General features: G+C 33.9%; 36 protein-coding genes. All 36 read left to right on the top strand.

Features of this window, described 5'->3' with window-relative positions:
* Complete coding sequence (dprA, locus tag ACWOA3_RS07120) at positions 1 to 891, top strand: DNA-processing protein DprA (RefSeq protein ID WP_456884984.1); 891 nt, start codon at positions 1 to 3, stop codon at positions 889 to 891.
* Positions 892 to 917: 26 nt separating this feature from the next.
* Positions 918 to 1,592, top strand: a complete 675-nt coding sequence (locus tag ACWOA3_RS07115; protein ID WP_003147617.1) for a hypothetical protein — start codon at positions 918 to 920, stop codon at positions 1,590 to 1,592.
* A gap of 159 nt (positions 1,593 to 1,751) precedes the next feature.
* Positions 1,752 to 2,933 (top strand): CapA family protein, encoded by a 1,182-nt coding sequence (locus ACWOA3_RS07110; RefSeq protein ID WP_456884982.1) that lies wholly within the window; start codon positions 1,752 to 1,754, stop codon positions 2,931 to 2,933.
* Between the two features lie 128 nt (positions 2,934 to 3,061).
* Positions 3,062 to 3,712, top strand: coding sequence for a nitroreductase family protein (locus ACWOA3_RS07105; protein ID WP_456884980.1), 651 nt, complete (start codon positions 3,062 to 3,064; stop codon positions 3,710 to 3,712).
* A gap of 190 nt (positions 3,713 to 3,902) precedes the next feature.
* Positions 3,903 to 4,568 carry an HAD family hydrolase gene (locus ACWOA3_RS07100; protein WP_003147622.1) on the top strand — a complete coding sequence of 222 codons (666 nt, stop codon included), beginning with the start codon at positions 3,903 to 3,905 and terminating at the stop codon, positions 4,566 to 4,568.
* Between the two features lie 78 nt (positions 4,569 to 4,646).
* Positions 4,647 to 5,033 carry an OsmC family protein gene (locus tag ACWOA3_RS07095; RefSeq protein WP_003147623.1) on the top strand — a complete coding sequence of 129 codons (387 nt, stop codon included), beginning with the start codon at positions 4,647 to 4,649 and terminating at the stop codon, positions 5,031 to 5,033.
* 357 nt (positions 5,034 to 5,390) lie between these two features.
* Positions 5,391 to 5,699, top strand: coding sequence for a 30S ribosomal protein S10 (gene rpsJ, locus ACWOA3_RS07090; protein ID WP_003147624.1), 309 nt, complete (start codon positions 5,391 to 5,393; stop codon positions 5,697 to 5,699).
* A 19-nt stretch (positions 5,700 to 5,718) separates the two neighbouring features.
* A complete protein-coding gene (gene rplC, locus ACWOA3_RS07085; protein ID WP_003144195.1) occupies positions 5,719 to 6,381 on the top strand; it encodes a 50S ribosomal protein L3 in 663 nt (220 codons plus the stop codon).
* Between the two features lie 32 nt (positions 6,382 to 6,413).
* The gene (gene rplD, locus ACWOA3_RS07080) at positions 6,414 to 7,037 is read left to right on the top strand and encodes a 50S ribosomal protein L4 (protein ID WP_003147625.1); all 624 of its coding nucleotides are present in this window, start codon (positions 6,414 to 6,416) and stop codon (positions 7,035 to 7,037) included.
* On the top strand, positions 7,037 to 7,318 hold the full coding sequence (gene rplW, locus ACWOA3_RS07075) for a 50S ribosomal protein L23 (RefSeq protein ID WP_003144216.1): 282 nt from the start codon (positions 7,037 to 7,039) through the stop codon (positions 7,316 to 7,318). The genes rplD and rplW overlap by 1 nt, the downstream gene beginning before the upstream one ends.
* A gap of 35 nt (positions 7,319 to 7,353) precedes the next feature.
* Positions 7,354 to 8,184: a 50S ribosomal protein L2 gene (gene rplB, locus ACWOA3_RS07070; protein ID WP_003147626.1), complete on the top strand. Its 831-nt coding sequence runs from the start codon at positions 7,354 to 7,356 to the stop codon at positions 8,182 to 8,184.
* 87 nt (positions 8,185 to 8,271) lie between these two features.
* The gene (gene rpsS, locus ACWOA3_RS07065; protein WP_003144310.1) at positions 8,272 to 8,550 is read left to right on the top strand and encodes a 30S ribosomal protein S19; all 279 of its coding nucleotides are present in this window, start codon (positions 8,272 to 8,274) and stop codon (positions 8,548 to 8,550) included.
* Between the two features lie 34 nt (positions 8,551 to 8,584).
* Positions 8,585 to 8,920: a 50S ribosomal protein L22 gene (gene rplV / locus ACWOA3_RS07060; protein WP_003144105.1), complete on the top strand. Its 336-nt coding sequence runs from the start codon at positions 8,585 to 8,587 to the stop codon at positions 8,918 to 8,920.
* Positions 8,921 to 8,971: 51 nt separating this feature from the next.
* A complete protein-coding gene (gene rpsC, locus ACWOA3_RS07055; protein ID WP_003144348.1) occupies positions 8,972 to 9,625 on the top strand; it encodes a 30S ribosomal protein S3 in 654 nt (217 codons plus the stop codon).
* A gap of 3 nt (positions 9,626 to 9,628) precedes the next feature.
* Entirely contained in the window at positions 9,629 to 10,054 is a 426-nt protein-coding gene (rplP, locus tag ACWOA3_RS07050; RefSeq protein ID WP_003147629.1) for a 50S ribosomal protein L16, read from the top strand.
* Positions 10,054 to 10,263, top strand: coding sequence for a 50S ribosomal protein L29 (rpmC, locus tag ACWOA3_RS07045; protein WP_003147630.1), 210 nt, complete (start codon positions 10,054 to 10,056; stop codon positions 10,261 to 10,263). The genes rplP and rpmC overlap by 1 nt, the downstream gene beginning before the upstream one ends.
* Before the next feature lie 15 nt (positions 10,264 to 10,278).
* A complete protein-coding gene (rpsQ, locus tag ACWOA3_RS07040; protein ID WP_003144356.1) occupies positions 10,279 to 10,542 on the top strand; it encodes a 30S ribosomal protein S17 in 264 nt (87 codons plus the stop codon).
* A gap of 39 nt (positions 10,543 to 10,581) precedes the next feature.
* Positions 10,582 to 10,950 carry a 50S ribosomal protein L14 gene (gene rplN, locus ACWOA3_RS07035; protein WP_003144098.1) on the top strand — a complete coding sequence of 123 codons (369 nt, stop codon included), beginning with the start codon at positions 10,582 to 10,584 and terminating at the stop codon, positions 10,948 to 10,950.
* A gap of 38 nt (positions 10,951 to 10,988) precedes the next feature.
* Positions 10,989 to 11,294 (top strand): 50S ribosomal protein L24, encoded by a 306-nt coding sequence (gene rplX / locus ACWOA3_RS07030; protein ID WP_003144415.1) that lies wholly within the window; start codon positions 10,989 to 10,991, stop codon positions 11,292 to 11,294.
* Positions 11,295 to 11,325: 31 nt separating this feature from the next.
* A complete protein-coding gene (rplE, locus tag ACWOA3_RS07025) occupies positions 11,326 to 11,865 on the top strand; it encodes a 50S ribosomal protein L5 (protein ID WP_456884975.1) in 540 nt (179 codons plus the stop codon).
* A 21-nt stretch (positions 11,866 to 11,886) separates the two neighbouring features.
* Positions 11,887 to 12,156, top strand: a complete 270-nt coding sequence (rpsN, locus tag ACWOA3_RS07020; protein WP_003144337.1) for a 30S ribosomal protein S14 — start codon at positions 11,887 to 11,889, stop codon at positions 12,154 to 12,156.
* A 32-nt stretch (positions 12,157 to 12,188) separates the two neighbouring features.
* The gene (rpsH, locus tag ACWOA3_RS07015; protein ID WP_003147632.1) at positions 12,189 to 12,584 is read left to right on the top strand and encodes a 30S ribosomal protein S8; all 396 of its coding nucleotides are present in this window, start codon (positions 12,189 to 12,191) and stop codon (positions 12,582 to 12,584) included.
* A gap of 23 nt (positions 12,585 to 12,607) precedes the next feature.
* On the top strand, positions 12,608 to 13,144 hold the full coding sequence (gene rplF, locus ACWOA3_RS07010; RefSeq protein WP_048802797.1) for a 50S ribosomal protein L6: 537 nt from the start codon (positions 12,608 to 12,610) through the stop codon (positions 13,142 to 13,144).
* 27 nt (positions 13,145 to 13,171) lie between these two features.
* On the top strand, positions 13,172 to 13,528 hold the full coding sequence (rplR, locus tag ACWOA3_RS07005) for a 50S ribosomal protein L18 (RefSeq protein WP_003147634.1): 357 nt from the start codon (positions 13,172 to 13,174) through the stop codon (positions 13,526 to 13,528).
* A gap of 20 nt (positions 13,529 to 13,548) precedes the next feature.
* A complete protein-coding gene (rpsE, locus tag ACWOA3_RS07000) occupies positions 13,549 to 14,046 on the top strand; it encodes a 30S ribosomal protein S5 (protein ID WP_003144191.1) in 498 nt (165 codons plus the stop codon).
* Positions 14,047 to 14,062: 16 nt separating this feature from the next.
* Positions 14,063 to 14,239: a 50S ribosomal protein L30 gene (gene rpmD / locus ACWOA3_RS06995; protein WP_003144406.1), complete on the top strand. Its 177-nt coding sequence runs from the start codon at positions 14,063 to 14,065 to the stop codon at positions 14,237 to 14,239.
* Positions 14,240 to 14,270: 31 nt separating this feature from the next.
* Positions 14,271 to 14,711, top strand: coding sequence for a 50S ribosomal protein L15 (gene rplO / locus ACWOA3_RS06990; protein ID WP_003147635.1), 441 nt, complete (start codon positions 14,271 to 14,273; stop codon positions 14,709 to 14,711).
* Positions 14,712 to 14,714: 3 nt separating this feature from the next.
* The gene (gene secY / locus ACWOA3_RS06985; protein ID WP_271987249.1) at positions 14,715 to 16,019 is read left to right on the top strand and encodes a preprotein translocase subunit SecY; all 1,305 of its coding nucleotides are present in this window, start codon (positions 14,715 to 14,717) and stop codon (positions 16,017 to 16,019) included.
* Between the two features lie 5 nt (positions 16,020 to 16,024).
* Complete coding sequence (locus ACWOA3_RS06980; RefSeq protein WP_003147637.1) at positions 16,025 to 16,678, top strand: adenylate kinase; 654 nt, start codon at positions 16,025 to 16,027, stop codon at positions 16,676 to 16,678.
* Between the two features lie 15 nt (positions 16,679 to 16,693).
* Positions 16,694 to 16,909, top strand: coding sequence for a translation initiation factor IF-1 (infA, locus tag ACWOA3_RS06975; protein ID WP_003144387.1), 216 nt, complete (start codon positions 16,694 to 16,696; stop codon positions 16,907 to 16,909).
* A 26-nt stretch (positions 16,910 to 16,935) separates the two neighbouring features.
* Complete coding sequence (rpmJ, locus tag ACWOA3_RS06970; protein WP_003144208.1) at positions 16,936 to 17,049, top strand: 50S ribosomal protein L36; 114 nt, start codon at positions 16,936 to 16,938, stop codon at positions 17,047 to 17,049.
* Positions 17,050 to 17,071: 22 nt separating this feature from the next.
* Complete coding sequence (gene rpsM / locus ACWOA3_RS06965; RefSeq protein ID WP_003147638.1) at positions 17,072 to 17,437, top strand: 30S ribosomal protein S13; 366 nt, start codon at positions 17,072 to 17,074, stop codon at positions 17,435 to 17,437.
* A 25-nt stretch (positions 17,438 to 17,462) separates the two neighbouring features.
* Entirely contained in the window at positions 17,463 to 17,852 is a 390-nt protein-coding gene (rpsK, locus tag ACWOA3_RS06960; protein ID WP_003144405.1) for a 30S ribosomal protein S11, read from the top strand.
* 35 nt (positions 17,853 to 17,887) lie between these two features.
* On the top strand, positions 17,888 to 18,829 hold the full coding sequence (locus ACWOA3_RS06955) for a DNA-directed RNA polymerase subunit alpha (protein WP_003144079.1): 942 nt from the start codon (positions 17,888 to 17,890) through the stop codon (positions 18,827 to 18,829).
* Between the two features lie 21 nt (positions 18,830 to 18,850).
* Positions 18,851 to 19,219, top strand: a complete 369-nt coding sequence (gene rplQ / locus ACWOA3_RS06950; RefSeq protein ID WP_003144119.1) for a 50S ribosomal protein L17 — start codon at positions 18,851 to 18,853, stop codon at positions 19,217 to 19,219.
* A 1,708-nt stretch (positions 19,220 to 20,927) separates the two neighbouring features.
* Positions 20,928 to 21,630, top strand: a 703-nt coding sequence (locus ACWOA3_RS06945; protein ID WP_456884962.1) for a G5 domain-containing protein, incomplete at its 3' end; no start/stop codon positions are given.

The following is a 21,630-nucleotide window of genomic DNA, read 5'->3' as shown; positions in this document are numbered from 1 at the left end:
ATGGGGGAGTATAAAGGTAGTTTTACAGAAAAAGAAAAAAAGGTATTACTTTCGTTAATAGCGATTGAGAGAATTACAACACTCAAGTTGCATAAAGTTTTTAAGGATTTAAATAGTATAGAAAAAATTCTCGAATTATCTATACCAGAGTTAGCTGTATATTTTGGTGATAATGCTGAGGAGGTTTACACTAAGCTACATAATAATATGGAGTTTGATTTTGAAGGTTATTTTGAGTTTTATAATGTAAAGTATATGTTTTGTGATGATATTTATTATCCGAAAGAATTATTTAGGATTTATGATTATCCATTTGTTATATTTTACAGGGGAAATAAAGATTTGCTTTTATTTAGAAGAAAGATATCTATAGTAGGAAGCAGAAACAATACCGCATATTCAAATGATGCCTTGCAGAGCATAGTACCATACTTAACTATGAATAATTTTGTTATAGTTAGTGGTCTTGCGACTGGTGTCGATAGTCTTGCTCATGAGGGCGCTCTAAAAAGTAAGGGGTACACCATCGGTGTAATAGCTCATGGGCATAATATAATTTATCCGGAAAAAAGTTATAAACTTTATAAGGAGTTAGAACGAAACCATCTTATTATATCTGAGTATTTTCCAACTTCACCTATAAGAAAATATAAATTTTTAGAAAGGAATAGGATTGTTGCTGGTCTTTCTAGTGCATTATTAGTAACGGAAGCGGCAAGAAGAAGTGGAACACAAAGGACGGTGGATTTTGCTTTGGATGTAGGCTCTGATGTATTCTGCCTGCCGGGGAAATTTGACGATAAGATGAGTTATGCAATGAATGAATACATTAAAGAGGGGGCGATACTTGTAAATAAATTAGAGGATTTTGGTAACGAATTAGGATTTTAGTGTAGATATTTGAGAGGATGATTAATATGACAGATATCTTATTTATTAATCCACTAGGTTGGGATAGATGTATTTGGGCGAGAGTCTTAGAAAATATGCCAGACCAAACCTTTGATTTTATTGAATTTACCGAAGAGAGTTTTAAATCTATATCAAAAAAAGAAATTGAGAAGGTACTATTAAATAAAATGACAAAAGTAAGAAGAGGGGGCTTTATAGTTGCTGCTTCTTATGGTACGGTCGTTTTACTTAACGGTTTAGAGATTTTTAGTGAATACCTTGATGGTGTTAATTTGATTATCATCGAGGGCTTAGAACCTATACCTCCTGAATCGGTGTTAAAAACATATTTTGAACCAGAGATAAAGTTCACTGGTAAAGAAGAATATCTATCAAAGACACTTAGTGTAGAAGAGATGCAAGATGAGTTTTTAGTGGAATTAATTCTAAGAAAACTCAAAAAAGAAGGTAGTGAATATATGGTAAGGCCGAACTCGCAAATAGAGTATAATTATTTATCTTTATATGCGGGGGTAGATAATTTAGAACTATTAAAAAGAAGTAGAAATATATTTAATAAACTTTCAGTTTTTTCTTACTTCAAGTTAGTAGGGATGAATTATACACAAATAGAGGAGTCGGATCATCTTCTTATGGTTACTAAACCGCAGATGATCTTGGATATATTATTAGGGAAATAGAGAATAATGACATATTTTATAATGGAAAGTTTATTAATGTGTAAGAGGAACACATTATTAAGATATAAAATAATTATATAAGGCAAGTAGCTGATTGAAATATTATTGGCTACTTGTTATTGTAGATAGATAAAGTATTTAATTAGGAGGAGTATTATATTGAGGAAAGTATTAGTATATTTATTAGGGGTGCTGAGTATTTGCGGTATTATTTTTTCGTGTATTTACTTTTTAACGACATCGGATAAAGAAGGGGGGACTCAAAAAAAGGAAAGTGACTCGAGTGTGAAAACTGCGCGAGTGGTAGCTAATGGGGATATTCTTATTCATGATGCACTTTATTATACTGCTAAAAAGGAAGATGGAAGTTATGATTTCAATCCATTCTTTGAATATGTTAAGCCTTGGATTGAAGGTGCTGATCTGGCGATAGGGGATTTCGAAGGTACTATTAGTGACCGTTCTCCATTAGGGGGATATCCGTTGTTTAATGCTCCTGTTCAAATTGCAGATACAATGAAAGAAGTAGGGTATGATGTTGTTGATTTAGCTCATAACCATATATTGGATGCAGGTTTGTATGGGTTGAAGTATACGGATAAAGTTTTTAAAGATAGAGGTCTTGATACTGTTGGAGTTCACGCTGATAAAAAGCGTTCGGAAGATAGAATTCTTATTAAGGAAGTTAACGGAATTAAAATAGCGATTTTAGCCTATGCTTATGGTTATAATGGAATGGATGCTAATTTAACTGCGGAGGATAGAAATAACTATTTATCAGATCTTGATGAAGAGAAGATGAAAGAAGAAATCCAAAGAGCTGAGAAAGAAGCGGATGTTACAGTAGTGATGCCTCAGATGGGGGTCGAGTATAAGTTAGAACCTACAGAAGAACAAAAAGCTCTTTATCATAAAATGATAGAATGGGGTGCGGATGTAGTATTCGGAGGACATCCTCATGTTATAGAGCCTGCTGAGACTATAGAAAAAGATGGAGATAAGAAATTCATAATATACTCTATGGGGAACTTCGTTTCAAACCAACGTATGGAAAGAATGGAAAACAAATGGCCTGAGAGAGGTTTATTGATGGATGTTACATTTGAAAAATCAAAAGATAAAACAACTGTTAAAACTGTAAAAGCTCATCCAACACTAGTTTATTCTAAACTAAATGGTAGAAATATAAATGGAGCTCCGTTGTATGACTATAAAATTATGGTATTAGAAGATTTCATTAACGGTGGAAAACTTAGAGATCAGCTTGATGATAAAATGAAGGAAAAAGTAGATATCTCATATAAGGAAATAACAGAACACGTTAATTTAAAATGGGAATAGAATGCTATACGGAGCGTGTAGCAAATAACGATTTTTATAAATTATTTCTGCTAGAGCCTTTTGTTTGATAATAATTCTCAAGTATAGTAAAATTATTGAGTTAATTACTTGAAGAAGGAGGAAATCTAGTGAGGAAATTTTTTGGTACTCTATTAGGTAAGAAAAGGCCAGAGTTTTTTGAAGTGATAAAAGGAAGAAAATCAGTTAAGTATTTTGATCCGAATGTCAAAATTAAACGTGAAGAAATAATAGAAATGTTGAATGAAGCTAATCTTGCTCCATCATCATGCAATTTACAACCTTGGAGATACATTGTTGTAGATACACCAGAAGGAAAAGAAAAATTAGGAAGTGCTAATTATAATAAGATTCAAAATGATACATCAGCTGCTATGATTATAGTCTTAGGTGATTTAAATCACTATAGTAAATTTGACGAAATTTATGGAGAAGCTGTCGAAAAAGGTTATATGACTGAAGAGGTAAAAGAAGGTTTTGAAAAAGGAATGCGACCTCAATTAGAAAACTTGCCAATTGATAAAAATAGAGAAGGTGTATATTTTGATTGTGGATTGTGGACTATGCATTTCGCAAACATTGCTTATGCTAAAGGATACGACACTAATATTATTGGCGGATTTATTAGAGAAAAAGTAGCTGAATTATTTGAATTAGAAGAAAACTTGATTCCTGTGATGCTTATAGCTCTAGGTAAAAAAGAAAAAGATGCAAGACCAACTGTAAGGATGAAGGCAGAGAATCTTGTAAGATTTGAATAATAGTTTTTAACTGAAGCAACTAATGTTTGGTGTGCTAAAGTTAAACTTAGATAAATAAAAATATACAGAAAGAGTGCTTAATCATAATTATTTGTGGTTATGGTGCTCTTTTTGTCCAAATTACTTTGAATTTTGTTAGTTACATTATAAAATAGTAAATATATGTATAAATAATAAAAGGAGAAATAAAGTGGAAAAACTAGAGGCGGTTATTTTTGATTTTGATGGAACGATAGTAGATACAGAGAAAGTTTACTATGAAAATATGCGTGATTTAACAAAAGAAGTGTTAAATGAAAAATTAGATAAGATGGACTATATAAAAAACGTTTCTGGAACGAATGAAGAAACGAGTAGAAAATATTATAATGATACATATGGTATGTCTAGTGAAGATTATGATAAATTCGAAGCAGAGATTACAAAGCGTATACTAGATAATTATCATAATGCACCAGTGCTGCCAGGAATTGCTGAGGTGATGGAGTATCTATATAATCATGGAATAAAGATGGCTGTTGCTTCAAATGGAAAGAGAGAACATATTGAGACAGGACTTCGAAGAAAGGGTTTTGAGAAATATATTTCAGCAATTGCAACAAAAGAAGAAGTAAAGAATCCTAAACCTGCACCAGATATTTATTTACTAGCGGCAAAAAAACTAGGTGCGGATATTAATAATACAATTGCAGTTGAAGATTCACGACCGGGAGCGTTAGGAGCTGCTGCTTCAGGTGCAACGTTAATACTTCAGACAAATGATATTACTAAATATATGGATTTCACAGGTGTGAGCTATAAGTATAAAGATGTAGATTTAGTAGAAACAGTTAGAAGTATAGTCAAGAAAAAATAGTGTACAAATATTTAGTGTAAGAGTATAATAAACTTATTAAGAATAATCTTAAAATCATATATACAAAGGGAGACTGTTATGTATACGTCTAATTTAAAAATTAAAGAAGGTTTTACTTCACATGCAACTACACCGCTTGGTGGAGAATATAAAATGTTTATAGAAGAAAGTAAAGATGGTCCTATGGATTTATTTGCTACAGCATACAACGGATGTGTAAGTATGTGTGCAAAAGGATATTTCTTCAGAGCATATGAATTAGTAGATCTAGCGATTGAAACTGAACTAGTTGTGGATTATGATAATAAAAAAATTGTAGCTAATGTTCATGTAGATCGAACTGAGGAACAACTTGCTGCAGGAGATAGACAAGGGGTATTAGATAATATTAAACTTCGTTGTAAAGTTTCACATTTATTGTCTTCTGATTTAGAAATTCAATATAATATTTTACCTTTAAAATAAATTAGAAATTAAAAATACTTAGGGTGCAAAAACTCTAAGTATTTTTAATTATTCTAAAGAAAAATAAATTTTTTCTTCTATATAATATAGATAAAATTAGAAAGTAAATTAAAGGTTAAAAAGAAAGTAAAAAATAGAAAACATATTCATAAATTTTTTAAAAAATTTTTCGTTAAAATACTTGCAATATATGCTTTTACCATGTATAATAATAAATGTTGGTCTTGCAAAAGACTTGCGTTGAAGCGAAAGGTTACTGACACGCCCGGCCGCTTTGCCATGGCATGGCGTGCTGGAGAACTTTCGTGGAGAAGTTGCTACTAGATAGCAGCGAATAAATGTATAGGAGGAGAAATGATGGCAAAACAAAAAATTCGTATTCGTCTTAAAGGATATGATCACAGATTAGTAGATCAAAGTGCAGAGAAAATTGTTGAAACTGCAAAACGTTCTGGAGCAAAAGTTTCTGGACCAATTCCATTACCAACAGAAAAAGCAGTTTACACAATCTTACGTTCAGTTCACATTTACAAAGATAGCCGTGAACAATTCGAACAACGTACACACAAACGCCTAATCGATATTATTGAACCAACACAAAAAACAGTTGACGCTTTAATTAGCTTAAACTTACCATCAGGTGTTGACATCGAATTAAAATTATAATTATAGGAGGTGACTTTCGATGACCAAAGGTATCTTAGGAAGAAAAGTAGGTATGACTCAAATCTTCGCTGAAAATGGAGAATTAATCCCAGTAACAGTAGTTGAAGCGAAAGGTAACGTCGTATTACAAAAGAAAACAGAAGAAGTTGAAGGATACAACGCAATCCAATTAGGATTCGACGACAAACGTCCTTACGATAAAGAACGTAAAGACCGTTTAGTAAAAGTTGCGAACAAACCTGAACAAGGTCACGCAGATAAAGCTAACACTGCTCCAAAACGTTTCGTACGCGAAATCAGAGATGCAGAAGTTGCTAATTATGAAGTAGGTCAAGAAGTCCAAGTTGATATTTTTGCAGCAGGGGACTTAGTTGACGTAACAGGAGTAAGTAAAGGTAAAGGATTCCAAGGGGCAATCAAGCGTCATGGACAAAGCCGCGGACCAATGGCTCACGGTTCTCGTTACCACCGTCGTCCTGGGTCAATGGGACCTGTAGCACCTAACCGTGTATTCAAAGGTAAAGCATTACCAGGTCAAATGGGTGGAGTTACAGTTACTACTCAAAACTTAGAAATCGTAAGCGTAGATGTAGAAAATGGATTAATCCTAGTTAAAGGATGTATTCCAGGATCTAAGAAAAGCTTCGTAAAAATCCAATCAGCAGTTAAATCTGGTAAATAATCGGAAAATATACGGAAGGAGGAAAATAGATAATGCCACAATTAGATTTATTTAAACAAGACGGTACTAAAGTTGGTGCAGTTGAAGCTAGTGAAGCAGTATTCGGGATTGAACCAAATCAACACGTTTTATTCCAAGCTGTAACATTACAAAGAGCATCACTTCGTCAAGGTACACACAAAACAAAAGGACGTTCTGAAGTTTCAGGTGGTGGTCGCAAACCATGGCGTCAAAAAGGGACAGGTCGTGCTCGTCAAGGATCTATCCGTTCACCACAATGGCGTGGAGGTGGAATTGTATTCGGACCTACACCACGTAGCTACAGCTTCAAAATGCCACGTAAAATGCGTCGTTTAGCATTACGTTCTGCTTTATCTTCTAAAGTAGCAGCTAACGAAGTATTTGCATTAGAAAGCTTATCATTTGATACAATTAAAACTAAAAACTTTAAAGAAATGTTATCAAACCTTAGCCTAGAGAAAAAAGTATTATTCGTAGTTACTGAACTAGAAGAAAATACTGTTTTATCAGGAAGAAATATTCCAGGAGTTGAATTCGTTGAAACAACTGGTCTTAACGTATTAGACATCTTAGGAAGCAACAAAGTTGTATTCACTAAAGATGCAGTAGAAAAAGTTGGGGAGGTATTAGCATAATGGAAGCACGCGATATTATCAAACGCCCAGTATTAACTGAAAAAAGTTATTTATTAATGCAAGAAAATAAATACACTTTCCTAGTAGACACACGCGCTCACAAAACTCAAATTAAACAAGCTATCGAAGAAATCTTCGGAGTTAAAGTTGAGAAAGTAAACGTAATGAACTACAAACCAAAATTCCGTCGTGTTGGAAGATACGGTGGTTACACTAACAAACGTAGAAAAGCTATCGTTAAGTTAGCAGAAGGACAAACAATCGAAGGATTATTCGCTTAAGAATAACAAATACCACTAAGGAGGAAAAATGACAAATGGCAATTAAAGTATATAAAGCTATAACTAACGGTCGTCGTAACATGACATCATTAGATTTTGCAGAAATTACAACTAACAAACCAGAAAAGTCATTATTAGCGCCGCTACCGAAAAAAGCGGGAAGAAATAACCAAGGTAAAATTACTGTTCGTCACCACGGTGGAGGACACAAAAAACAATACCGTATTATTGACTTCAAGAGAAATAAAGACAACGTACCAGCAAAAGTTGCTACTATCGAGTACGATCCAAACCGTTCAGCGAACATCGCTCTATTACACTATGTAGATGGAGAAAAAAGATACATCATCGCTCCTAAAGAATTACAAGTAGGACAAATCTTAGTATCTGGTGAAACTGCTGATATTAAAGTTGGTAATGCATTACCACTAGCAAACATCCCTGTAGGGACATTAATTCACAACATCGAACTTAAACCTGGTAAAGGTGGACAATTAGTACGTTCAGCTGGAGCAAGTGCTCAAGTACTTGGTAAAGAAGGTAAATACGTATTAGTACGTCTTAAATCAGGAGAAGTTAGAATGATCTTAGCAACTTGCCGTGCTACAATCGGTGAAGTTGGTAACGAACAACACGGACTAGTAAATATCGGTAAAGCCGGTAGAACTCGTTGGTTAGGTAAAAGACCAACTGTACGTGGATCTGTTATGAACCCGAACGATCACCCACACGGTGGTGGTGAAGGACGTACTTCAATCGGACGTAAATCACCAATGTCACCATGGGGTAAACCTACTCTTGGTAAGAAAACTCGTTCTAAAAAAGCTCGTTCAAACAAATTTATCGTACGTGCTAGAACTAAATAATAAAATTAATCAAAGGTTAGTTGGTGAGGAGCAAGTGCTCTTTACCACACCCTTAAGTATGCAAAGTATCGGAAAGGAGATAACACAATGGCTCGTAGTTTAAAAAAAGGACCATTCGCTGATCACCACTTATTAGCAAAAGTTGAAAAAATGAACGAACAAGAAAAGAAACAAGTAATTAAAACTTGGTCTCGTCGTTCAACAATCTTCCCAACATTCATAGGACTTACTTTTGCAGTATATGACGGAAGAAAACATGTACCTGTATATGTGACTGAAGATATGGTAGGACACAAATTAGGTGAGTTTGCACCAACAAGAACTTACAAAGGTCACGTAGCAGACGACAGAAAAACAAGAAGATAATTATAGAAATTAGTAAAATCAAGGAGGCACATTCATGGAGTCAAAAGCAATCGCTAAGACAGTCCGCATCGCTCCTCGTAAAGTAAGACTAGTATTAGACTTAGTACGTGGAAAAAAAGTGGGCGAAGCATTAGGAATTTTAGAATTCACAACTAAATCAGCTTCTTTACCAGTAGCTAAAGTTATTAAATCAGCTGCTGCTAACGCTGAACACAACTATGGAATGAATGTAGAAGACTTAGTAGTATCACAAGCATTTGCAAATGAAGGACCAACTCTTAAAAGATTCCGTCCAAGAGCAAAAGGTGCTGCAAGTTCAATCAACAAAAGAACAAGTCACATCACTATCGTTTTAAGTGACAACAAATAATAAAAATTAAGAAATTATAAAAGCTAAACTAGTTAAAGGAGGCTACAAACTGTGGGTCAAAAAGTACATCCAATAGGCTTACGTGTTGGAGTTATTCGTGATTGGGATTCAAAATGGTATGCGGAAAAAGATTTCGCTGCTAACTTACACGAAGATTTCAAAATCCGTGAGTTCATCAGTAAACAATTAAAAGACGCTTCAGTTTCTAAAGTAGAAATTGAAAGATTTGATAAGAAAGTAAACATTTCAGTACACACTGGTAAACCAGGTATGGTTATCGGTAAAGGTGGTTCTGAAATCGATAAATTAAGATTAGAATTAAACAAATTAACTGGAAAAAGAGTACACATTAATGTAGTTGAAATCAAAAAAGTTGATATCGACGCTAAATTAGTAGCTGAAAACATTGCTCGTCAATTAGAAGCTCGTGTATCATTCCGTCGTGCTCAAAAACAAGCTATCCAAAGAGCTATGAGAGCAGGAGCTAAAGGAATCAAAACTCAAGTATCAGGACGTCTTGGTGGAGCAGATATCGCTCGTGCAGAACACTACTCAGAAGGTTCAGTGCCACTACACACATTAAGAGCAGACATCGACTACGCTCACGAAGAAGCAGATACAACTTATGGTAAACTTGGAGTTAAAGTTTGGATTAACCGTGGTGAAGTATTACCAACTAGAAAATCTGAAAAAGGAGGTAACTAATTTATGTTAATGCCTAAACGTGTTAAATATCGTCGTCAACACAGACAATCAACAAAAGGTAAATCTAAAGGCGGAAACGTAGTAGATTTCGGTGAATATGGATTACAAGCGACTACTGCAGCAAGAGTTACTTCTCGTCAAATAGAAGCTGCTCGTATAGCGATGACTCGTTATATGAAACGTGGTGGTAAAGTTTGGATTAAGATCTTCCCTCACATGCCTTACACTAAAAAACCATTAGAAGTACGTATGGGATCTGGTAAAGGTGCAGTAGAAGGATGGGTTGCAATCGTTAAACCAGGTAGAGTGATGTTCGAAGTTGCTGGAGTAAGTGAAGAAGTTGCACGTGAAGCTCTAAGACTTGCATCTCACAAGTTACCTGTTAAATGTAAATTTGTAAAACGTGAAGAAACAGGTGGTGAAGCATAATGAAAACAAATGAATTCAAATCAATGATTAGAGAATTAACTTCACAAGAGTTAGAAGCAAAAATCAAAGAATTAAAAGAAGAGCTTTTCAACTTACGCTTCCAATTGGCAACTGGTCAATTAGAAAATACAGCTCGTATTAGTCAAGTTAGAAAATCAATCGCTCGTATGAAAACTGTTATTCGCGAAAGAGAATTAGCGAATAAATAATAATAGGAGGCAAACATGACTGAGAGAAATGATAGAAAAGTTTACGTTGGAAAAGTAGTTTCTGATAAAATGGACAAAACAATCACAGTTTTAGTAGAAACTTACAAAAAACATCCTCTATACGGTAAACGTGTAAAATATTCTAAAAAATTCAAAGCACATGATGAAAACAATGTTGCTAAATTAAATGATATCGTTAAAATAATGGAAACTCGTCCATTATCTGCAACTAAAAACTTCCGTTTAGTAGAAGTAGTAGAAGAAGCAGTTATAATCTAATAAAACTAGGATAAACCCTAAGAAGGAGGCAAAAAGCGCATGATTCAACAAGAAACACGCTTAAAAGTGGCTGATAACTCAGGAGCAAAAGAAGTTTTAACAATTAAAGTTCTAGGTGGTTCAGGACGTAAAGTTGCTAATATTGGTGACGTAATTGTATGTTCTGTTAAAAAAGCAACACCAGGTGGAGTTGTTAAAAAAGGTGAAGTAGTTAAAGCCGTAATCGTTCGTACAAAAACAGGAGCTCGTCGTAACGACGGTTCATATATTAAATTTGATGAAAATGCTTGTGTAATTATCCGTGATGATAAGAGCCCACGTGGTACACGTATTTTCGGACCAGTTGCTCGTGAATTAAGAGACGGTAACTACATGAAAATCGTATCACTAGCTCCAGAAGTATTATAATATAAAAAAAGTACAGTAAAGAAGGAGGTTAACAAGAAATGTTCATTAAAAAAGGTGATAAAGTTGTAGTAATTACTGGTAAAGACAAAGGTAAAGTTGGTACAGTAATCGAAGCTCAACCTAAAAAAGATCGTGTTGTTGTAGAAGGTGTTAACATTATTAAAAAACACGTTAAAAATTCTCAAGACGCACCTCAAGGTGGAATCGTTGAAAAAGAAGCAGCAATTCACGTATCAAACGTAATGTTACAAGATCCTGAAACTGGAAAAGCGACAAGAGTACGTTTCGAAACAAAAGATGGTAAGAAAGTACGTATCGCAGTAAAATCAGGAAAAGAAATATAATAATAGTTGAAGAAAGGAGGCACTATTTTAGATGGCTCGTTTAGAAGATAAATTTAAATCTGAGATAACAAAAGAATTAATGACAAAATTTGAGTACAGCAGTGTAATGCAAGTACCAAAAATTGATAAAATCGTAATTAACATGGGTGTAGGTGATGCTGTGCAAAACTCTAAAGCCCTAGACAACGCAGTAGCAGAATTAGCTTTAATTTCTGGTCAAAAACCATTAGTAACAAGAGCTAAAAAATCAATCGCTACTTACAGACTTCGTGAAGGTATGCCTATCGGGGCTAAAGTTACTTTACGTGGAGAAAGAATGTATGAATTCTTCGACAAATTAGTAACTGTAGCACTTCCACGTGTACGTGACTTCCACGGTGTTTCTAAAAAAGCATTCGATGGTCGTGGTAACTACACACTAGGTGTTAAAGAACAATTAATTTTCCCTGAAATTGATTACGATAAAGTAAGTAAAGTACGTGGTATGGACATCGTTATAGTAACTACAGCTAACACAGATGAAGAAGCTCGTGAGTTATTAACACAATGTGGAATGCCATTCGCAAAATAAGAAAGGTGAGGTAAAAGACACATGGCTAAAAAAGCAATGGTAGAGCGTGAATTAAAACGCCAAAAATTAGTTGACAAGTATGCAGCTAAAAGAGCGGAATTAAAAGCTAAAGGTGATTACATCGGACTTAGCAAACTTCCAAAAAACTCAGCTCCAGCTCGTTTACACAATCGTTGTAGCATAACTGGACGTCCTCACGGATACATTGGAAAATTTGGAATCAGCCGTATTAAATTCCGTGAATTAGCTTACAAAGGACAAATTCCTGGAGTTAAAAAAGCAAGTTGGTAATATATTAGTAGAAGAAAGGAGGATTTATCCTAATGACAATGACAGATCCTATCGCAGATATGCTAACACGTATTCGTAATGCTAACATGGTTAAACACGAAACATTAGAATTACCTGCGTCAAATATTAAAAAGCAAATTGCAGAAATATTAAAACAAGAAGGTTTTATCAGCGATGTAGAATACATCGAAGATAACAAACAAGGAAAACTTAAACTTACTCTTAAATACTCAAAAGGTGAAAGAGTAATCAAAGGAATTAAAAGAATTTCAAAACCTGGTTTACGTGTATACGCTAAAGCAGATGAACTGCCAAGAGTATTAAACGGACTAGGAATAGCAATTGTATCAACTTCAACTGGAGTTGTAACTGATAAAGTTGCTCGTAAAAATAACACAGGTGGAGAAGTATTAGCTTACATCTGGTAATATTATAAGGAGGTGCCAATTAAATGTCACGTATAGGTAATAAAGTTATTACAGTACCTGCAGGGGTTGAAGTTAGCATCGTTGATAACTTCGCAACAGTTAAAGGACCTAAAGGTGAATTAAAACAACAATTTGATAAAGACATGACTTTCAATATTGAAGGAAGTGAAATCACAGTAGTACGTCCATCTGACTCAAAACGTCACCGTACAGTACACGGAACAACTCGTGCTATCTTAGCAAACATGGTTGAAGGTGTATCAACTGGATTCAAAAAAGAACTTGAATTAATCGGGGTCGGATACCGTGCTCAAATGCAAGGTAAAAAATTAGTACTAAGTGTTGGATATTCTCACCCAGTTGAATTCGAAGAAATCGATGGAATTACATTAGGTGTTGAAGGAAACACTAAAGTTAGTATCGAAGGTATTAACAAAGAAGTAGTAGGACAATACGCAGCTAAAGTTCGTGCAGTACGTCCTCCAGAACCTTATAAAGGTAAAGGTATTCGCTACGTTGGTGAATATGTTCGCCGTAAAGAAGGAAAAACTGGTAAATAATAGATAACAGAAAGGAGTGTTTCAAATATGATTACGAAACTTGATAAAAATAAAGTTCGTAAAAAAAGACACGCAAGAGTACGTGTTAAAGTTCAAGGAACTACAGAAGTTCCACGTTTAAACGTATACCGTTCAAACACAAACATTTACGCACAAATTATTGATGACACTAAAGGTGTTACATTAGCATCAGCTTCTTCATTAAAACTTGAAAATGTTTCTAAATCAAGTGTAGAAGCAGCTAAAGAAGTTGGAAAATTAATCGCAGAAGTAGCTAAAACTAAAGGAATTGAAAAAGTTGTTTTCGACCGTGGAGGATACCTATATCACGGACGTGTTAAAGCATTAGCTGAAGCAGCACGTGAAAACGGACTTGTATTCTAATAAAGGAGGGAAATAAGTAGATGCGTCAAGAAGAAATCAAAAAAGAATTTGAAGAACGCGTAGTTGCCATTCGTCGTGTAGCTAAAGTTGTTAAAGGTGGACGTCGTTTCCGTTTCTCTGCTTTAGTAGTAGTAGGTGACAAAAATGGTCGCGTAGGATTTGGTACTGGTAAAGCTCAAGAGGTACCAGATGCAATCAGGAAAGCAGTTGAAGCTGCAAAACACAACTTAATTACTGTACCAGTAGTTAACGGAACAATACCTCACGAAATCATCGGGCAATTTGGAGCAGGTTCAGTATTAATTAAACCAGCTGCACCTGGTACAGGGGTTATCGCTGGGGGACCAGTTCGTGCCGTATTAGAATTATCAGGTATTTCAAATATCTTATCAAAATCTCTAGGTTCAAACACACCAGTAAACATGGTTCGTGCTACAATCGAAGGATTAACAAGATTACAAACAGTTGAACACGTAGCAGCTTTACGTGGTAAATCTGTGGAAGAATTATTAGGATAAGAGGAGGGAAAAGAACATGACATTAAAAGTAACCCTAACTCGTAGTACTATTGGTCGTCCAAAGAATCAAAGAAAAGTAGTTGAAGCTCTTGGTCTTAAAAAAATGCACCAAACAGTTGAACACAAAGACAACGCTGCGATTCGTGGTATGATTAACAAAGTTTCACACTTAGTAACAGTAGAAGAAAAATAAGAATTATTAATACAAGGAGGTGCTAGTCTAAATGAAATTACATGAATTACAACCAGTTGAAGGTTCTCGTAAAGAGCGTAACAGAGTAGGTCGTGGGATTGGATCAGGAAATGGTAAAACTTCAGGACGTGGTCAAAAAGGACAAAAAGCACGTAGTGGCGGTGGAGTTCGCCCAGGATTTGAAGGTGGACAAAACCCATTATTCAGACGTATTCCAAAACGTGGATTTAACAATGTAAATAGAAAAGAATTTGCAGTTGTTAATCTTAACGACTTAAATAAATTTGAAGATGGTACTGTAGTATCACCTGCTCTATTATTAGAAACTAAAGTTATTAAAAAAGAACTTTCAGGTGTTAAAGTATTAGCTAACGGTAAATTAGAGAAAAAATTAACTGTACAAGCTCACAAATTCTCATCTTCAGCGAAAGAAGCTATCGAAGCAGCTGGAGGAGTTTGCGAGGTGCTGTAGTATATGTTTAGTGCATCACTAAATTTATTTAAAGTTAAAGAAACTCGTAACAAAATCTTATTTACCCTATTTGGTATATTATTATTCCGTATCGGTTCTTATTTACCGGTACCTGGGGTAGATGCAGACGTCCTAAAAAACCAAGACGCATCTGGATTATTCGGAATATTTAACACATTTGCAGGAGGGGCTTTACAACAGTTTTCTGTATTTGCTATGGGTATTATGCCCTACATTACAGCATCTATCGTAATTCAACTTATGCAAATGGATGTTATTCCTTCATTAACAGAGTGGTCTAAACAAGGTGAAGTTGGACACAAGAAAACTCAAAAACTAACAAGAGTCTTAGCAATTATCTTAGCATTTATCCAATCGCTTATTATGTCTTATGGATTTAATAATGCATACCAAGGATTAATTAAAGATACTTCAATTCTAGGATTCATTACAGTAGCCGTAGTATTAACAGCTGGTACAGCATTATTACTATGGATTGGTGATCAGATATCTCAATATGGTGTTGGTAATGGTGTATCTATCATTATATTAGCGGGTATTATTGCTCGTTTACCAATGGAATTCATACAAGTTTATGAATCTCAAATAAAAGATGCTGAGAACTTAACATTAGCAATTTTAAAAATTGTTATTGTAGCAATTATTGTAATAGGTATCGTTGCTGCTGTAGTATATATACAAGAAGCAAACCGTAAAATTCCTATTCAATACTCTCAAGCGAGAGCGGGTCGTAGAATGTTAGGAGCAAGATCAACTTACTTGCCTCTTAAAGTGAATAGTGCAGGGGTTATCCCAGTAATCTTCGCTATAGCATTTTTACAATTACCTAGAACTATTGCGATATTCGCACCTAATAACGAAAAGTTACAAAGAATTGTATCATATTTCGATTTCAGTCATGTTCTAGGATTAACATTATACGTAGTATTAATTATTGCGTTCTGTTACTTCTATGTAATGGTGCAAGTTAACCCAGAAAAAATGGCTGATAATTTAAGAAAACAAGGAAGTTTTGTTCCAGGGGTTAGACCAGGTAAAAAAACTGAACAATACATTACAGGTATTTTATACAGACTAACGTTTGTAGGTTCAATATTCCTAGCAGCTGTTTCGGTTCTTCCGACAATATTCACCAGCATTGCAAAATTACCAGCATCTGTTCAAATTGGTGGTACAAGTTTAATAATTGTTGTCAGTGTAGCGCTAGAGACAGTTAAACAACTTAATACTCAATTAACAGAGAAGAACTATAGAAGTTTTATTACAGGGCGAAAAGGTGGTAAATAATTATGATGAATATTATATTAATGGGATTACCAGGAGCGGGTAAAGGTACTCAAGCAGAGCAAATTAAAGCGAATTATCCAATTCCGCATATTTCAACGGGAGATATGTTTAGAGCTGCTATTAAAAATGAGACTCCGCTTGGAAAAGAAGCAAAAAGTTATATTGATAAAGGACAACTTGTTCCTGACAGTGTAACTATAGGATTAGTTGAAGAAAGATTGAATCAAGAAGATGCAAAAGAAGGCTTTTTACTTGACGGTTTTCCAAGAACAGTAGAACAAGCTGAAGCCCTTGATCAAATTTTAGCAAAAACTAATAGAAAAATCGATAAAGTATTAAACATCGATGTAGATCCAGCTATTCTGTTACCTCGTTTAACAGGTAGAAGAATCTGTAAACAATGTGGAAACACTTATCACTTGATTTTCAACCCTACAAAAGTTGAAGGTGTTTGTGATAATGATGGTGGTGAACTATACCAAAGAAGTGATGACAACGAAGAAACAGTTGGAAATCGCTTAGAAGTTAATATTAAACAAACAAAACCTCTTTTAGACTTCTACAGTCAAAAAGAAGGTGTAGTTGAAAATATTAATGGTGACCAAGACATCAAAGTAGTTTTCCAAGACGTACAAAAAATATTAGACAAACTGAAATAATCAGGGAGGAAAAGTATGGCAAAAGATGTCATTGAAGTAGAAGGTTTAGTAGTAGAAAACTTGCCGAATGCAATGTTTAAAGTAGAATTAGAAAATGGTCATATTATTTTAGCTCATGTTTCTGGAAAAATCAGAATGAATTATATAAGAATTTTACCAGGTGATAAAGTTACAGTAGAAATGAGTCCGTATGACCTGACAAAAGGTAGAATAACTTATAGATTCAAGTAAGTTATAAACTCAAGGAGGAAATAACGATGAAAGTAAGACCATCAGTAAAAAAAATCTGTGACAAATGTAAAGTAATTCGTCGTGGTGGTAAAGTATTAGTGATTTGCGAAAACGCAAAACATAAACAAAAACAAGGATAATTAATTAGGAGGTGCAAACTTAATGGCACGTATAGCAGGAGTCGATATTCCACGTGAAAAACGCGTTGTTATATCACTAACTTATGTATATGGTATAGGTTTAAAAACTTCTCAAAAAATCTTAAAAGAAGCTGGAGTTTCTGAAGATGTGAGAGTTAAAGACTTAACAGGTGAACAACTAGATAAAATTCGTGAAATCGTAGATAACTACAAAACAGAAGGTGACTTACGTCGTGAAGTTTCATTAAACATCAAACGTCTAATGGAAATCGGATGTTACAGAGGAATCCGTCACCGTCGTGGACTACCAGTAAGAGGACAAAATACTAAGAACAACTCTCGTACTCGTAAAGGTCCTAAGAAAACAGTTGCGAACAAGAAAAAATAATTAGGATAGGAGGAGAAACACAACTATGGCTCGTAAACAACAATCACGTAAACGTCGTGTGAAAAAAAATATACAAAATGGTGTTGCACACATTCGTTCTACATTCAATAACTCAATCGTAACAATTACAGATGAACATGGTAATGCAGTATCATGGTCAAGTGCAGGAGCGCTAGGATTCAAAGGTTCTAGAAAATCTACTCCATTCGCAGCACAAATGGCAAGTGAAGCAGCAGCTAAACAAGCTATGGAACACGGAATGAAATATGTAGATGTAACAGTTAAAGGTCCAGGTGCAGGACGTGAAGCAGCTATTCGTGCATTACAATCTGCTGGATTAGAAGTTACATCAATCAAAGACGTAACTCCAGTTCCTCACAATGGATGTCGCCCACCTAAACGTCGTCGTGTATAATAATAACATAGACAAAATTTAGGAGGTTTAACATAATGTTAGCAATAGAAAAACCAAAAATTCAAATCATTGAAGAATCATCAGATAAAAGATTTGGTCGCTTTGTAGTTGAACCACTTGAACGTGGATATGGAACTACATTAGGTAATTCATTGAGAAGAATGTTAATCTCATCATTACCAGGAGCAGCAGCAAGAAGCATCGATATTGAGGGAGTTCAACACGAATTCCAAGCAATTAAAGGTGTTGTAGAGGATGTTACTGAAATCATTATGAACGTTAAAAACATTGCTTTTGTAGTTCATTCTGAAGAAGAAAAACAAGTTTCAATCAGTGTTAAAGGTCCTGCGGTTGTTACTGCAGCAGACATCGCTATCGATTCTGATATCGAAGTAGTAAATACTGATCAACACATTGCAACAGTATCAGAAGGTGGACAATTTGAAATGATTATTTACGTTGGAAAAGGACGTGGATTTGTACCAGCTGATGGAAACAAAAAACGTGACCTACCAATCGGAGTTATTCCAATTGATTCAATTTACACACCAGTATCAAAAGTTAACTATACAGTAGAAAAAACTAGGGTAGGTCAAAGCACTGACTTTGATAAACTAATCTTAGATGTTACTACTAATGGTTCAATTACAGCTAACGACGCTTTAGCATTAGCATCAAAAATTCTAATTTCACACTTAGAATTATTTATGGAAATGTCTGAAGAAGCAAAAGCTGCTGAAATATTGGTAGCTAAAGAAGAAGATAATAAAGTTCAAATGTTAGAAATGACAATTGAAGAATTAGACTTATCAGTACGTAGTTATAACTGCTTAAAACGTGCAGGAATTAACACAGTACAAGAATTAGCTAACAAAACAGAACAAGAAATGATTAAAGTAAGAAACTTAGGTCGTAAATCTCTAGAAGAAGTTAAAATTAAACTTCAAGAGTTAGAACTAGGATTCAAAGAAGAATAAAACTAACAAGGAGGCACACTAATGGGTTACAGAAAATTAGGACGTACATCAGCTCACCGTAAAGCGATGTTAAGAAACTTAGTAACTGCTCTACTAGTACACGGTAGAATTGAAACAACTGTTACAAGAGCGAAAGAAGTTCGTTCATTAGCAGAAAAAATGATTACATTAGGTAAAAAAGGTGATCTAGCAGCAAGACGTAATGCAGCTAAATTCATCCAACCTGTTGCAGTAGCAACTGAAGAAGGTAAGAGTCAATTAGCTCTTAAAAAATTATTTGAAGAAGTAGCACCTAAATATGCAGACCGTAACGGTGGATACACTCGTATTCTACGTGTTGGACCACGTAAGGGTGATGGTGCAGAAACAGCTATTATAGAATTAGTTTAATAAAAATTTTTCATACAACAATAACATACTACATACACACACAACTAAACAACACATACAACAAGAATTTAAACTAATTTTTTGGCAAAAGAGTGCTTGAAATGCGTAGGAAAAGGCTACGTCGTCTAGCTCTAATGTATCCTAGCATATCGCTAGGATACCCTTTTGTCCCTTTAAAAATTAAATCTAATTATACTTTAAAAGATTACCAGGCAAGGTAGTCTTTTTTTGCTTTGTACGTAAGGATTTCTAGTGCCAAAGGCACGACGAAATCCTTACGTACAACGTACGCAACGAAGACTTACTTTTAGAGAAACAAAGTGACGAATAAAAGTAGCAGTGATAACTACTAACCATCTTAGTCGCGTTGCTTCTGATGATTAGAGTTATTGTTGCATAAGTTACTCGATAAAATTTCTCTGCATCCTTTGGATTTGTGAAATTTAACGATTAACTCATAGTCAAGACTGCGAGACAGTGTTGAGATTTCTAGAATTTTCGATTCGTAGAAATCGTTACGTGCAAAATACGCAAGGACGTACCGAGCAAAGAGATAGTTAAAACTTATTGAAATACGTCTATTGCGAGAGTTGTTAATATTTCTAGTTGCAATGATATTATAAATAAATTAGTCGAAGTATCTGTTTCTCTGTTAAATTCGCTTTATTATGAAAATAAGGAGAAAGCTATGCTATTTTAATAGTAGAATAGCTTTTTTTATTTTATTTCTCTTTTTTTGAAGGTAACAGTAACAACTTGATAATATTTAGAATTTGATTATCGTAAAATGATATTTAAATGATGAATATAGGGAGTATCTACTATAGAGGGTACTATAATCATAAGAAGTATATTTGATATCTTTATTTATGCTGTTGATTATTTCTGAAAAATTATTAGTTAGAACATTATTATACATTGTATTTTACTCTGTCTTTTATATTTCTTGAATGTTTTTTAATAGCCTTTAATATATAAGTTAAAGATGATTAGCGTAAATTTAAGGCTTGAATCCATCAGAATTACTATTATTAGAACTCTAAAAAAAAACTCTTATATAACTGAAAATCTTGATTAATTATGTAATTGAGGATATTATGTTCTATGTTGTTAGATTTAAAGTTTTGTATAGCTCTTTATCTTTTTTTTTAATACTGTTCATAAATAAAATCTTATATTTACTAGAATTTTTATTTACTAATTGAATAATTATATATATATCAATAATTATCTTCATAATTGTAAATAATACTCTGATTGAAGTCTCTGCTTAAGAGTTTTGTGAACGTATGCAACTTAAATTTAAAATATATAGAATCGCTATTTTAAAAAATTAACTTAATTAATAATTCTAAAGGAGGCTATTTCCCTAATTTTTCTTCTAAGTAAGTGATAATAGATATCGATTATTAATTGATTTATAAAATAAAAAATAAGTTTTATTAATTGAATAAATAAAAAATAAATTTTTATGTTTAAGAGTTTACATAAACTAAATTTCACCTATGTATATAGGAATAATAAGTATTTATAGATAGACTTATTTTATAAATATAATATATCTATTATATAAAAATATTATAAGAGTATTAAAAAAACGCGGGGTTGTTTTATTGAAAGGGTTATTATTGTATATTATAATGAACCTGGTCGTTTCTATATAAAATACAAAAAAATAAAAAAAAATATAAATTAAAGGAGAAGTAACATGAATAAAAAGAAATATATTTCAGTGTTTGCAGGTTCCATATTATTATTCAATGGAGTTTTTGTTTCATTAAATGTTCCTAATTTAACAACTAACTCGATAGTAGTAGCAGCCGAAGATGAACCACCTGCTGACGAGGAAATTCCAGATGCTGAACAGCTAGGATATCAAAAACAGCTTAAAAAATTACTTGATGAAGCTGACGGATATATTAATGATAATGATCATGAGAGTTTTGATCCATTCTTTGAAGAAGAAGCTGAGACTCTTAGAAATTTAGTGACTTCTATTAAAGATGAATATAAGGTTCAAAAGAATATATTAATTAATCGTTATAATAAAGTTTTAGAATTTGCTGGAAGATCATCTGAAAAAGTTCCACTAGTAGGAGGAGAAGAAAATAAACCTACCCCACCGGCAGTGACAGAAGTAGAAAAAGAATTCACAGAAACACGACCAATTCCATTCGAAACTGTTAAACAAGACGATGCAACTTTAGACAAAGGTGTAGAGAAAGAAAAAACAGCAGGAGTAGAAGGAGTAAAAACCATCACTTACAAAGCTAAATTCAAAGAAAATAAAGAAGTAGCGAATACTAGAACGAAAGTAAAAGAAGAAGTAACGAAACAACCAGTAAACAAAGTAGTCCTAGTAGGAACAAAACCAGTGGTGACAGAAGTAGAAAAAGAATTCACAGAAACAC

The sequence above is a fragment of the Gemella taiwanensis genome, from assembly GCF_054054385.1.
The sequence above is the reverse complement of the archived record's forward strand: the minus strand, read 5'-3'. Positions and strand labels throughout refer to the sequence as shown.